This is a genomic window from Paraburkholderia sp. MM6662-R1 (assembly GCF_050436245.1).
Taxonomy (GTDB): domain Bacteria; phylum Pseudomonadota; class Gammaproteobacteria; order Burkholderiales; family Burkholderiaceae; genus Paraburkholderia; species Paraburkholderia tuberum.
Genome location: NZ_JBNDLV010000004.1, coordinates 1,827,917 through 1,840,940, shown reverse-complemented (window position 1 = coordinate 1,840,940; position 13,024 = coordinate 1,827,917). Strand labels below are relative to the sequence as shown.

General features: G+C 65.7%; 12 protein-coding genes and 1 pseudogene. 1 reads left to right on the top strand and 12 read right to left on the bottom strand.

The window, feature by feature from the left end; all coding sequences use genetic code 11:
* The first annotated feature begins 46 nt into the window (after positions 1 to 46).
* Entirely contained in the window at positions 47 to 1,021 is a 975-nt protein-coding gene (locus OKW39_RS38350) for a GlxA family transcriptional regulator (RefSeq protein WP_429565018.1), read from the top strand.
* A 36-nt stretch (positions 1,022 to 1,057) separates the two neighbouring features.
* Here the strand turns inward: OKW39_RS38350 and OKW39_RS38345 are convergent, their stop codons facing one another.
* From OKW39_RS38345 to OKW39_RS38290, 12 genes and pseudogenes are all read right to left on the bottom strand, one after another.
* A complete protein-coding gene (locus OKW39_RS38345) occupies positions 1,058 to 1,618 on the bottom strand; it encodes a hypothetical protein (protein WP_090809118.1) in 561 nt (186 codons plus the stop codon).
* 376 nt (positions 1,619 to 1,994) lie between these two features.
* A complete protein-coding gene (locus OKW39_RS38340; RefSeq protein WP_429565017.1) occupies positions 1,995 to 2,990 on the bottom strand; it encodes an MxaL protein in 996 nt (331 codons plus the stop codon).
* Positions 2,987 to 3,532 carry a tetratricopeptide repeat protein gene (locus OKW39_RS38335; RefSeq protein ID WP_429565016.1) on the bottom strand — a complete coding sequence of 182 codons (546 nt, stop codon included), beginning with the start codon at positions 3,530 to 3,532 and terminating at the stop codon, positions 2,987 to 2,989. Before OKW39_RS38335 ends, OKW39_RS38340 begins: the two co-directional genes overlap by 4 nt.
* Positions 3,529 to 4,516 (bottom strand): annotated as a pseudogene (locus tag OKW39_RS38330) (vWA domain-containing protein). Before OKW39_RS38330 ends, OKW39_RS38335 begins: the two are co-directional and overlap by 4 nt.
* Positions 4,513 to 5,436, bottom strand: a complete 924-nt coding sequence (locus OKW39_RS38325) for a calcium incorporation protein MxaA (RefSeq protein ID WP_429565015.1) — start codon at positions 5,434 to 5,436, stop codon at positions 4,513 to 4,515. The pseudogene OKW39_RS38330 and the gene OKW39_RS38325 overlap by 4 nt, the downstream one beginning before the upstream one ends.
* Entirely contained in the window at positions 5,433 to 6,344 is a 912-nt protein-coding gene (locus tag OKW39_RS38320) for a DUF58 domain-containing protein (RefSeq protein WP_429365073.1), read from the bottom strand. Before OKW39_RS38320 ends, OKW39_RS38325 begins: the two co-directional genes overlap by 4 nt.
* Before the next feature lie 21 nt (positions 6,345 to 6,365).
* On the bottom strand, positions 6,366 to 7,388 hold the full coding sequence (locus OKW39_RS38315; protein ID WP_018424618.1) for an AAA family ATPase: 1,023 nt from the start codon (positions 7,386 to 7,388) through the stop codon (positions 6,366 to 6,368).
* Positions 7,389 to 7,626: 238 nt separating this feature from the next.
* Entirely contained in the window at positions 7,627 to 8,631 is a 1,005-nt protein-coding gene (locus tag OKW39_RS38310; protein WP_090809103.1) for a LysR family transcriptional regulator, read from the bottom strand.
* Between the two features lie 5 nt (positions 8,632 to 8,636).
* Positions 8,637 to 9,407, bottom strand: a complete 771-nt coding sequence (locus OKW39_RS38305) for a hypothetical protein (protein ID WP_429565014.1) — start codon at positions 9,405 to 9,407, stop codon at positions 8,637 to 8,639.
* On the bottom strand, positions 9,404 to 10,315 hold the full coding sequence (locus OKW39_RS38300; RefSeq protein WP_167368752.1) for a substrate-binding domain-containing protein: 912 nt from the start codon (positions 10,313 to 10,315) through the stop codon (positions 9,404 to 9,406). Before OKW39_RS38300 ends, OKW39_RS38305 begins: the two co-directional genes overlap by 4 nt.
* Positions 10,316 to 10,346: 31 nt before the next feature.
* Positions 10,347 to 10,766, bottom strand: a complete 420-nt coding sequence (locus OKW39_RS38295; protein WP_090810412.1) for a c-type cytochrome — start codon at positions 10,764 to 10,766, stop codon at positions 10,347 to 10,349.
* Between the two features lie 164 nt (positions 10,767 to 10,930).
* Entirely contained in the window at positions 10,931 to 12,748 is a 1,818-nt protein-coding gene (locus OKW39_RS38290) for a methanol/ethanol family PQQ-dependent dehydrogenase (RefSeq protein WP_090809097.1), read from the bottom strand.
* Positions 12,749 to 13,024: the final 276 nt, after the last annotated feature.

The following is a 13,024-nucleotide window of genomic DNA, read 5'->3' as shown; positions in this document are numbered from 1 at the left end:
CTGCCACGCGCGCGCTCTCTCTCTTACAGCCCCTGTTACACACGATATGTCCAGCGCTCCCCCCTCCATCGTGCTGCTCGCCTTCCCCAACATGCAACTGCTCGACGTCAGCGGTCCGCTGCAGGTATTTGCGTCCGCCAATGAACTCGTCGCGCAGCGTGGGCTCGACGAACTCTACTCACCCCGCGTCGTGGCAGCCGAAGCCGGGCCCGTCACGTCGTCGTCGGGACTTGCGGTACTCGCCGGTTCGCTGCGCTCGGTGAAAGCGCCGGTCGATACGCTGATCGTTCCGGGCGGCTGGGGGATTCGTCAGGCATCGGCCGATCAGCGTCTGATCCGCTGGACGCAGCGCCATGCGCCGCATTGCAGACGCGTTGCCTCGGTCTGCTCGGGCGCGTTCCTGCTCGCCGAGGCGGGACTGCTCGACGGCCGCCGCGTCGCCACGCATTGGGGGCGCTGCGACGAACTCGCGCAGGCGTATCCGCAACTGCGCGTCGAAGCCGATCCAATCTTTATTCGCGACGGGGCTATCTGGACATCGGCGGGCGTCACCGCCGGCATCGACCTCGCGCTGGCCATGCTCGAAGAAGATCACGGGCGCGCGTTGGCGCTCGATGTCGCGCGCGAGCTCGTCGTGTTTCTGAAGCGGCCGGGGGGTCAGTCGCAGTTCAGCGCGACGCTGTCGCTGCAACATGCCGACGACCGTTTCGGCGAATTGCATGCATGGATGACGTCGCATCTCGCATCCGACCTGTCGGTCCCCGCGCTCGCGCGAAGGCTTCATATGAGCGAGCGCAGCTTCATGCGCCACTACAAGGCGCAAACGGGCCGCACGCCGGCCCGCGCGGTCGAGCAGTTGCGCATCGAAGCGGCACAGCGCTTGCTAAGCGAGACATCCTGGTCGATCAAACGAATCGCGGCGCGGTGTGGATTCGGCAGCGAGGAAACGATGCGCTGCAGCTTCGTGCGTCAGCTGCGCGTGGCGCCGCAGGTGTATCGCGAGCGCTTTTCGTCGACGTGACTCGTCGACGTGAAATGCGCGGCCGTCCGACATCACTCAGTAGCGACGTTTGACGATCAGCGTCGCGCCCGTATCGTGAGAATGCAGAACCGCGACGCGCGCGGTGCCGGAGAACACCCAGTCGTCGATCGTCAAGGACAAGCGTCGCTGCGGTGACGCGCCTATCGACAACACTGAACTGTTCATCTGAACGATGGACAATTGCGGCGCGGTAGATGGACCCAGCTGCAGAGGATTCGAAGCATTTTGCGCGGCAGGTTTTGCGCCCGGTTCGGACACCGGCGCGAACTCCGGTCCGGACGACACCAATGCCTTCGCAGTGCCGAGCTGGACATCGCGCGTCACGTCCACACTATAGTAATTCTCCATTTGCGCGAAGAACGGCTTGCCCTGATCCCCGTGATACTCCATCGCATAGCGCTGCTGCTCGAAGTAGTGCCGAGGCTCGGGAATCGGCGGCACGACCTCGACGGGCGACGCGACGATGTTGGCGACCATCATCGCTTGCGGCACATCGCCGAAGGGGCCGCCCGCAAACGCGTAGCCGCTCATCAAGACGAGTACCGCTCCGACAATCCTCTCGTTTTGGCACGTCATCGCATGCCTCCAGTGAAGGAATTGAAATGTCACATGACACGGCGCTCCCGTCGAACCGAGCGCCTTGCAGCGTCGCTTGCACTCAGACATTGTAGTCAGTCATTGGCGTACTGGTAGGTCAAAGTGAGGTATCTCGCGTGTGTGGCGAGCGCATGCGCCTTCGCGACTCAGCGCTGGAGTCGACGTCGAAGTGGACCGATTGAGAATGATTCCTGGCAACGCTCTCCGGCCTCGAAGACCGGCAAGAGCTTCTGGCGCAAGCTTCGTGAGTCGGTCGAACCCGGCAACTCTTGCGAGGTTTCGCAAGCGACTACGCTGCTCGATTGGGTACCCGCACCTTCAACCGTTGCAGCGTCAACGTTCGCGCTCGCGTGAGTCAGTCGACTCGTGTCGGCCGGCCATTGAATGCCGGCGCGATCTGCAAAACGATCGTTCGAATGCGCTTTCGCCAGGCGCGCGGCCATGCGAGAACGGCATCCGGCATGAAGCGCGCGACGAGCAGCAGCAACGCGAGCAGCGCTGGACACCAGCGCAGATCGGTCGGCACCGGTTCGCGGCGAGCGAAGCGCGCATCGAGCAGCGCATCGCCGAACGACGTCACGTTCAGCAGGCGCCGGTAGTCGAGGCCAGTCTGCCCCGCCACCGACGCAAGGTACTCGCCGCGCAATTCGGACAACTCCTCGTGCGTTTGCGCCTCGACACCGGAGCCTGGCGTCGGCGGCAGCTGGATCACGTCGTCGGCCTGCCAGTAGCCGATCCGGTTACCGTCGGCGTCGGTCTTCGGAATGGCCGCGGGCTGGTCGCCGCCGACGCCGATCAGCCAGCCCCTGATTCGCGCGGCATTGATGCCCTCCATCAGCGGGCGCGCCGCCGATACCGGCGGCGCCTCCTGACCATCGGTGACGAACGCGATCGCCGCGCCGCCGCCGACCTCCTGCGCGACCCGCACGGCCGAATACACACCGCCCTCGGCAATGCGGCTCCAGTTGGTCCAGCGCATGCGCCCGTCGATGCCATCGAGCGACACCAGCAGCGCGTCGTAGTTGCCACAGACTTCGACCGGCGCCATCAGCAGCAACACCCGCTGCCCCGTGAACACGCTCCAGCCGACCTTCGAGCCGCACGGCAAGCGCCCGAGCGCGTCGCGCATCGCGGCCCGCGCGAATTTGAGCCGGCTGACCGGAGCGCCGTCGAGCACCACGTCCTCGACGTCCATGCTCTGCGTGATATCGAACGTCACGATGTAGTTAAACGTGTTGCGCGGCAAAGTGACGTCCGGCATCGCAACCGCCGCGATCAATGCGACGAGCGCGAGCGGCGTCAACGCGTGACGCCATCTGGCGAAGCCGCGCTCGCGCGAGACGCCGCTCATGGCAAGTCCTGGCTCTGCGGGTCACGCAGCTTGACGTCGTGCTGCTCTTTCACATCGGGCCCGGCGAGCGCGGACGGCGTTTCCGGCGCAAGCCACAGCGCGCGCTCGAGGTTGTAGCGCGCGTCCCAATCGTCGGGCGCCGCGCGCAGCGCGAGCCGGTAGCGCGCCTTGGCCTCACCGATCATCGCGAGAGACCTGACCGTCTGCGCCGTGTCGCCGCTGCCTTCGCGCAGGTACAGGTTGCCGAGATCGAACAGCGCCGCGCGGCCGACTTCGTCAGGCGGGCTGCCCTCGGGGATCAGACCGTTATAGAGCCGCGCCGCCGCGTCATACGCGCCCGCTTTCGACAGCGCTATCGCGCGGGCCAGTTGGACCTCGCGCGCGTCGTCGCCGGCAGGCTGGTCGCGCCAAGCGGCGTTCGTCGCGAGAATGGCCTGATCGACGCGCTCCGCGTGCTGCAGACGAACGAAGCCAGACGCGGCCCACGCGGCGCAACAGATCGCCACGGTGCCGAACAGCGTATGGATCAGCGTGCGCTTCATGCCCAGCTCCTGACCTGCAACTGGTGCAGCAGCACCAGCAGCGCCGAACAGAACAGCGCGAGCGCGAAACAGTACAGACTCAGGTCCTGGCGAGGCAGATGCTCGACGAACGTCGTCGTCGCGTTCTGCTGCCGGTTGATCTCGGCGATCGCCGCCATCATCGCCTTCGGGTCTTCGGCCTGAAACAGCCTATACGGTGTCCTGAGCGTCAGAAAGAAGCGATGCAGCTGCGCTTCGGCCGAGGTTCCGCTGACGGGCTGCGTCGCGTTCAGATCGGGACTGAAGACGCTGCTGCGCAAGTAGATGAAGTACAGGGCGATCAGGTTGCGTCGCAGTCCCGCCTCGATGCGCCGTTGCATCGTTTCGTCGAGCATCGCGCCGCCATCGGAGACGAGCACGATCGCGCGGCGGCCCGACGACAGGCGCCCCGTCGAACTGCGCGATCGCCGCGAGCATGCCGCGATCGAGCTCGGTGTCCGGCATGCCACGGCCAATCGCCGTCGCCGCGACAGCGGCCTCGATCGCGCGATGGTTGTACGTGAACGGCATCGCCAGCACGGGGTTGGTGCCGAACATCATGAACGCGAGCCGGTCGTTGGGCCGCTGCTCGACGAAGCGCGTCAACGCGGCGCGCGCCACGTGGTTCTTGGAGTCGCCGCGCGGCGCCTCGACGCCCTTGCTGCCCATCGGCTCGTCCATGCTCGCGCTGCGGTCCATCAGGATCAGGATCTGCGCGCCGCTGCCGGTGCGCAGCACCTGCAACTGCGAGCGCCCCGGCCCCGCCAGCCCGACGACGATCGCGGCGATCGCCAGTGCCGCGCCGCCGCGTACGAGCCAGCCGGCCGCGCGCCCGAGATCGTCGGCGGGCAGCCACGCGACGCTCGAAAACACCAGCGTGTCGCTGCGTCGCCGCAGCAGCGGCAGCGCGGCGAGCGGCAGCAGCACCAGCATCCACGGCAGGGCGAAATCGAGGCTCATGGTCATCGCTGATGGCGCCTCTCCGCCCGATACAACGCACGGCACAGCGCGTGCAACGACAGCTCACCGGGATTCCCGACGGCCTTCGGCACCGGTGTGAAAAAGCGCTCGGACGACGCCAGATAGAAACGTTCGAGCTGCGCGCGCAGCGGTTGCAGATAGGGCGCGCGCGCGAGCAACGCGGATAGCGAAGCCGCATGCACGACCTGGCCGGCGGTTTCGTTCAGTGCGCGATGCAGGCAGACCCACGCATCGTTCGATGAAGCAGCGGGCGCCTCCGGCAGCCGCTGCATCTGCCGCCATGCACGCGCGAACGGCAGCCGTGCCGCCTCGCGTCGGTTGCGCGCCCACCACCAGCTCGCCCACGCGAGCAGGGTCGCGAGCAGCAGGCCGAGCGCCCACGCGATCTGCCGACGCCAGCCGGCCGTGCCCAGCATGGGTGCCTGACGATCGGGCCGCAGCGGCTGCAAATCCCCTGCGGCGAACGCGGTTTGCGGCGTCAACGGTCCGATGCTCGCCGGCCATTCGGCGACCTGCAATTGCGTGCCCGCCGCCGACGTCAACGTCAACGCGGGCAAGGTGATCTGCGTGAGCGTCTGCGGCGCGTTGACGACCTGATACGCGATCACCATCCACTTGCGGCCGTTGGCATCGGTTTCGAGCGTCACGGGCCGGCGTTCGAGCCACACGCCCGTGCGTCCGACCGAAGGCGGCGTGACCGCGCCGATGTCCCGATCGTTGGCCTCCAGCAGCACGCGCTGCGTCAGCACATCGCCGAGCACATAGCCGAACGCGCGCGGCTCCTGAACGAGCGCGGTCGCCACGGCGGCGCTGGCCGTCGCGCTCGCGGCGCCGCAAAGCGACGCGATCAGCATATGCAGCGCCGCCCGACGAGCGACGCCACCGCGCACACCGCGCGCGCTCATACCGTCATCTCCAGAAAGTAGCGCGACATCGCTTCCGGATCGAACGCGCCTTCGACATAGAACGGCCGGATGCCGCGCGCGCCGAACCCCGCGGCGAGTTCGTCGCGACGGCGCGCGACGCCTTCACGCCAGCGCTCGCGCACATCGCGGGAAAGCCACACGCGACGCTCCTCGCCGGACTCCGCATCGTTGACGGCCAGCAGCGAGGCGTGCTGCGGCGGCGTGATCTCGGCCGCGTCCCACACGACCATCGGCACCACGCACGCATGCACCAGCATGTCGAGTACCGACGACAGTCGCGCGAGCGGCCAGTGGAAATCGGACACGACGAACACGAGCGCCTGGCGTCCAGCGATACGGATCGCGCAACGCCGCAATCCTTCGACGGCCGCGGGTCCGGCCTGACCTCCGGCCTGACGTTCTGCCTGACCATTCGCCTGACGATCAGCCGTTTCACCGGCGCGTTCGCGCAGCATGCTCGCGAGCAGCGAGCCCGTGCCCCGCCCCGTGCGCGCCGGCATGAACAGATCGTCGCGTTCGCCGCCATCGAAGGCCAGCATGCCGAGCCGGTCGCCGACCCGGAACGCGCTATGGCCGAGCGCTTCGACGAAATCGGCGGCGACCTCCAGCTTCGTTTTGCGGCTGCCGAACCGCATCGACGCCGATACGTCGACGATCACGAACACCGGCACCGCGACGCGCTGCAAATGCACGCGCACGAGCCACTCGTCGCGCGCCGCGCGCAAGCTCGCGCGCAGATCGAGCCGGCGCGGGTCCGGGTAGTCGAACAACCGGCCGTGCATCGCGAACTGCTGACCCGAGCCGAAGCTCGAGCCCGGATGCGAGCCGGGCCGCGCGCCGGCCGCGCGCATCGGCAGACGGTAGTGGAATTCCGCGGTGTCGTTCATCGTGGGTGCGCGCGCCGGCGGTCAGCGAGGCACGGCGACGTTCGCGACGATCCGCGCGATCAGCGCCTCGGCCAGCTCCTGGCGGCGCAGCTCGTAGATCGGCGTGAAGAACACGCGATGCCCCAGCGCCGGCAGCAGCACTTCGTGAATATCCTCCGGAAGCAGATGCGTGCGTCCCGCGAGCCACGCGACCACGCGCGCGGCCCGCAGCAGCGCGCTCATGCCGCGCGGACTTGCGCCCGCGAGAATCAGCTGCTCCATGTCGACGCCGTCGAGCGCGATGCCGAAGCGCGCCGGCGTTTCCGTCGCCTGCCAGATGTCGTGCACGTAGCGCTCGATCGTCTCGCTCGCCTGCACGCCCTGCTGGATCGCCGCGCCGATCCGGTTCAACTGCTCCCACGGCACGATCGACGGTGTCAGTTGCGCGAGCAGGCCGTCGACGTCATGGAACCTCGTGTCGAAGACGAGGCTGCGCCGCGCGTCCTCGTCGGTCGGCGTCGGCATGTTCAGCTCGAACAGGAAGCGGTCGCGCGCCGCCGACGCGAGCTCGAAGGTCTCTTCCTTCTCGACCTTGTTGCGGTCGGCGTATACGGTCATGTGCGGAAAGCGGTGCTCGCGGTCGAACGCCCACACGGAACGTTCGGCCATCGCGCGCAACAGCAGCGATTGCACCTGTGGACGCGCGCGATTGATCTCGTTGAAGAAGAAGGTGGTCAGTTGCTCGCCGTGGCGCAGCAGCGGGCCCGGTTCGATGCGCGGCTTGCCGTCGGCATCGACATAGGTGTGATAGACGAGGTCGCCCGGCATCAGATCGATCGTCCCTTCGACGCGCTCGAAATCGCCGCCGACCACGCGCGCGAACGCCCGCAACACGGTCGTCTTGCCGACCCCGACGCCGCCTTCGAGCAGCACGTGGCCGCGTGCGAACAACGCGACGTTGATGAGTCTCAGCGTTTGCTGCTGACCGACGACGACTCTCGCGACTTCGTTTTCGATCCGCTGGGCGTGAGAACGCCAGTCCTGAAGCTGCTCGCCGGAAACCATCGCTGCGATCCCCTTCCGTGGTGGCTGGCGTTTATTTGCACGACGCTCGAACGTCGACGCGCTTCAAGCGCTCGCCAGCCTTCCGTTCAAGCATGGTTTATGCCGATCGTGCGCACGGGACCCAGGAGTTAAATCGAATGCGAAAAGTTGGCAGCCTGTCACGACAGCCGGGTACAGACTGTGCCATCGACGCTGGCTGGGACGCGTCGTTCACCAGCAAGCCGACGAGCGCATGACGCTACCGCTGCGCGCCGACCGGCGGTTTCGCAAACACCCCGGCAAACTGCGCATATTCCTGCTCCAGATGCACAGCCGCATGCTCGAGCAGAAACTGCCGGAACATCATGCTGGTCGGCGAAAGCTGCTTCGTGCGCAGATGCACGACCTGCCACGCGCGTTCGATCGGCGTGCCGTTCACGTCGAGCAGCGCGATCTCGCCGGTGCGCAACTCCAGCTGCAACGTATGCAGCGAGATCAGACTCACGCCCATGCCCGCCATCACCGCCTGCTTGATCGTTTCGTTGCTGCCGAGCGTGATGGTTTTCGCGGGTGTGAACAGATGCTGCCGGAACATCGCCTCGGCGGCCATGCGCGTACCCGAGCCCGGCTCGCGCAGCAGGAAGGTGTCGCGGCGCAACTCCTGCAGATCGAAGCGGCGCGCGCCGCACAGCGGATGATCGAGCGGCGCGATCACCACCTGAGGATGACTCGCGAGCGGCTCGGCCGTCGTATCGAGTTCGGGCGGCGGGCGGCCCATGATCGCGAGATCGATCGCGTTGTCCTGCAACAGACGCAGCAACGCGTCGCGATTGCCGACCGAGAAGTGCACGTCGACTTTCGGGTATAGATGCGAGTACATCGCCAGCAGTTTCGGCGCGAAGTAGGTCGCCGAACTGACGATGCCCACGTTGATCGAGCCGCTGTCGGCCTGCTTCAGCGACATCATCGCGTCTTCGGTGTCCTTGATTTCGCCGAGAATGCGGCTCGCGTGATGGGTCAGCACCTCGCCCGCTTCGGTCAGCGTGAGCTTGCGCGCGATGCGCTCGAACAGCCGCAGGCCGACCGCCTCTTCGAGCTGATGAATCTGCATCGACACCGCCGGCTGCGTCAGATGCAGCTCCTCGGCCGCGCGCGCGAAACTCGTATAGCGGCTCGCGACGACGAAAATCTGCAACTGCCGCAGGGTCAGCGTGCGAACGAAATTCAGCTTGACCCGGTTCGTCGCGAAACTCGCGTTCTGCATTTGATTCAGCGACTCGCTCGCGGCGCATTCGATGACGGTTTCGCCGGCGCCTTGCCCGAAGGCAACTTGTTCAGTGCGGATTGAAAGCTCAACGACTCCGTATGCGCCGGATGCGCAAAGTCGTTGTGGGGGCCCGGCACGTCGGTGCGGATCTGCACGACCTGGCCCGGCACGCCGTCTGCGAGCAGGAACGTGTAGCGCTTGCCCGTGTATTGTGCGAAGCGCTCCGCGTTCGGATCGTTAAGATAAGGCTGCACGACGATGCGCCGCGCGCTGACCGGCTTGCCGCCGACCTCGCTCGGCACGCTCTCGATCTGCGGCCCCGCGGCGAGCGCGAGACGCAGACGCTGCTGGAAATAGCGGCGCTGCCCGCCGGTGAGACCCTGCATCTCCGCAATGTCGTGTTCGAGAAAATAAATGATTGCCGGATTGCACTGCAGGCCGCCGATCGGCAGGTTCACGCTGCCGCTATGGTCGGACACCTGTGCGTCGCCTTTCGCGTTGTTCTCGCTCAGCACCAGCACCTTGACGACATCGGCGCTGCGAGACGGTTGCCCGGAATCGATCAGCGCGTAGTCGAGTTCGGTCTGCGCGGCGACGCCGTGCAGATGATCGGTCAGAAAAATCAGCCGCTCGGCCGGCGTGATCTCGTCGCCGCCCGGCGCCGACGCCGGACTCGCCGCACGCGAGGCGGCTGGCGCGAGGCACAGCACACACAGCGTCCCCATCAGCGCGGCGCGTGCCGCGCGCAGCCAGGCGCCGCCCGCGCGCGTCATTGCGACGCGTCGCCAGGCTTGCCCGCCGGCGCGTCGACCGGTTTGAGCATCGGCACCTGGTAGGTCGCGAGGATGCTGTCGATCTTGTCGTGATTCGCGCCGATCCATTGATCCACCTTGTCCTTCCAGTCCTTCTCGCCGTAGCGCACGCCCATCGAAATCGTGTAGTCGAAGCGGATGCCCGGCCCCGGCGGGAACGGCACGAGTCTGACCGAATCACCGGCGCGCTTCGCGAAGTAGCCGGCAATCGGCCCCCATAGGAACACCACGTCGACGTTGCCCGCGCGCAGGTCGTGTTCGATCATCTGGCCCGGGTACACGGCCGGATCGCCGCTTTGCACCTGGTACGACACCGCCTGGTCGATCAGGTTGTGGCCGAGCAGCCAGTCCACCGCGGGGGTTTGCGAAAAGATGCCGAAGCGCAGCTTGTGCAGTTGATCGGGCGGCAGCTTCAGCAGGTCGTCGGGCGTCTTGATGCTCGCGAACTCGGGGCGGTTCGGCAGCACCATTGCGTAGGTCGAGCGCAGATACGGCTGCGTCGTCGACGTCATGTCATAGCCCTTCGGCACCCCGATGATCAGGTCGCAGCGATAGCGCTCGCTGCCGTCCTCCTTCTCGCGCAGCGTGTGACGCACGAAGCCCATGCGCTGCGGAAAGTACGTGTATTCGAGCTTGTAGCCGAAGTCGCTCGCCATCTGGGCCGCGATGCGGTTCTCGTAGCCCTCGCCCTTGTCGTTCGACAACGGCATGTTGTTCGGGTCCGCGCACACCCTGAGCACGCCATCCGCGCCGTCGTTGTTCGGCAGCGCGGGGCCGTCCGCCCGGACCGCGGCGCTCGCGAGCGCCGCGCCGCACAACGCGGCCGCGATCACGCTGACATGCACGGACATGCTTCTCTTATCACGCATCGTGAGCCTCCGGAAGAATGACGGCACGGCGTTATTTGGCGTCGATGGCCTTCAGATCGCCCGGCTTGATCTGTCCATCGGAGCGCCCTTTCAGGTACGCGTAGAGGTTTTCCCAGTTCTTCTGCATCATCTGGCTCGTGCTGAAATCGGGCATGCCCTTGTCCACCCGGCCGCCGAACACCGTGCGATGAAACTCGGTCTTGTCCAGCGTCTTGAACGCGTCGATCAGCGACGGCCCGACCATGCCCTGCTGCTGCGCGCCGTGGCAGCGTTCGCAGGCGAGCGCGCGCCACGTCTTCCAGCCCAGCAGCGTATTACTGTCCACCTTGGTGCCGTCGACCACCTTGTACGCGACCTGCGCAATCGAAGGATTGTTCTGCGCGTATCCGACGGGCAGCACGACGAGCGCTGCGGGCAACACCGTGAGCAACAGGATAGATCGGCCTTTCATGCACATGTCTCCATCTGGGAATAAGCCGCGCCCCGATGCGTTTCATCGACGCATCCACCAACGGGCGCGATCCGGGGGTGAGTCAATGCTTGCGCGAGGCTGACGGGGCGGCCGTGCCTGTTCAAGCCGCCCCGCTGGTTCAGCCTTTCATTTCAGCCGTTCGTTCAGCTCTTTTCGCCAGGAATCGCGAACACGAACAGCGTGCCGCCGAGCGCGGTGTACTTCGCGAGATCTTTGTAGCCGCCGACCGCACCCAGACCTTCGGTCGGCTTCTCCAGACCTGCCGCCATGCCGATGCCGGCCCAGCCGCCGATGCCCGAATACACGCCGACGTACTGCTTGCCCTGATACTCATACGTGAAGACGTTGCCGATGATTCCCGACGGCGTCTTGAAGCGCCACAGTTCCTTGCCGTCCTTGATGCGCACCGCCTTCAGGTAGCCTTCCAGCGTGCCGTAGAACGCGATGCCGCCCCCGGTCGCCAGCACACCCGACCACACCGAGAACCTCTCCGGCTTCGAGTAGACGATCTTGCCCTTGCTCGCATCCCACGCGATGAAGTTGCCCATCGCGTTGCCCTCGTTCGGGCCCGGATACATCGACAGCGTGGCGCCGACATACGGCTGTCCCGATACGTAGTCGACATCGAACGGCTCGTAATCCATACAGACGTGGTTGGTCGGCACGAGGAACAGGTGCGAATTCGGATCGTATGCCGCCGGTTGCTGGTCCTTCGAACCGAGTGCCGCCGGGCAGATGCCCTTCACGTTGTGATCGGAGCCGGCCGCCTGCGTCGAGTACGCCGCGTTGCGAATCGGCAGGCCGCTTTGCAGGTCGACACGGTCGGCCCAGTTCACCGCCGGGTCGTACTTCTGCGCGACCAGCAGCTGTCCGGTTACGCGATTGAGCGTATAGCCGAAGCCGTTCCGGTCGAAGTGCACGATCGCGGGCACCTGCTTGCCGTTGATCGTCAGATCGGACAGGATCATTTCGTTGACGCCGTCATAGTCCCATTCGTCGTGCGGCGTCATCTGGTAGACCCATTTGGCCATGCCGGTATTCAGGTCGCGCGCGAAGATCGACATCGACCATTTGTTGTCGCCCGGACGTTGCGTCGGGTTCCATGTGCCCGGATTGCCGGTACCGTAGTACACAAGATTGAGTTTCGGATCCCACGCATACCAGCCCCACGTGGTGCCGCCGCCGAGCTTCCACTGATCACCCTTCCATGACTTCAGCGACGAATCCGCGCCCACCGGCACCATCTGGCCGTTGGAATACGTCATCGTCTTTTGCGGGTCGAGCAGCATATCGTTGTCGGAGCCCGTGCTGTACGCGGTCCAGGCCGGTTTGCCGGTCTTGATGTCGTACGCGATCAGACGACCGCGCACGCCGAACTCGCCGCCCGAGATCCCGGTCAGCACCTTGTCGCCGAATACGTGCGGCGCGTTGGTGTTGGTTTCGCCGGCTTTCGGATTGCCGTTCTGCGCGGTCCACACCACGTCGCCCGTCTTCGCGTTCAGCGCGACGAGCTTGGTGTCGGCCTGCTGCAGGAAGATCTTGCCGTCGCCGTACGCGAGACCGCGATTGACGGTGTCGCAGCACATCACGGAGACGACCTGTTCATCCTGTTTCGGCTGATACTGCCAGAGGAACGTCTGATCCTTCAGATTGACCGCAAAGACCTTGTTCGGAAACGGGGAGTGGACATACATCGTGTCGCCGATCACGAGCGGCGAGCCTTCATGGCCGCGTAGCACCCCGGTCGACATGGTCCATGCGACCTGCAGTTTGCCGACGTTGTTCTCGTTGATCTGCTTGAGCGGGCTGTAGCGGTGATTCGCATAATCGCCCGCCTGGGCCGCCCAGTTGGCTGGATTTTTCATCAGCGCGTCGAGCTGCGAATCGGCCTGCGCAGCCAGAGAGCCAAAGGCTGCGGATGCGAGGATCGCGAGCCCAAGAACTACAGTGCGTAAGTTCATGTCTCCTCCAGAATTGTCCTGCTGTTCAACTCACGAATGACCCACGCTACCTCATCGCATCGTGCGCGCCTTCTCGAGTGCAGGTAACGATTAACGCGCTATCCCGATTCGATGTCGGGCTTCGCGACGCATGAACGGCCGACGCACATTCCATGCCGGAATAGCGGCAACGTTTGCCGCTATTGGCTGCGCTGGCCCGGCGACTCGGCACGCGCGAGGTGTCGTGGCACTCGGGCGTTGCACGCCGATGCTTGCATGGCGGTAAGCTGAAGGGCC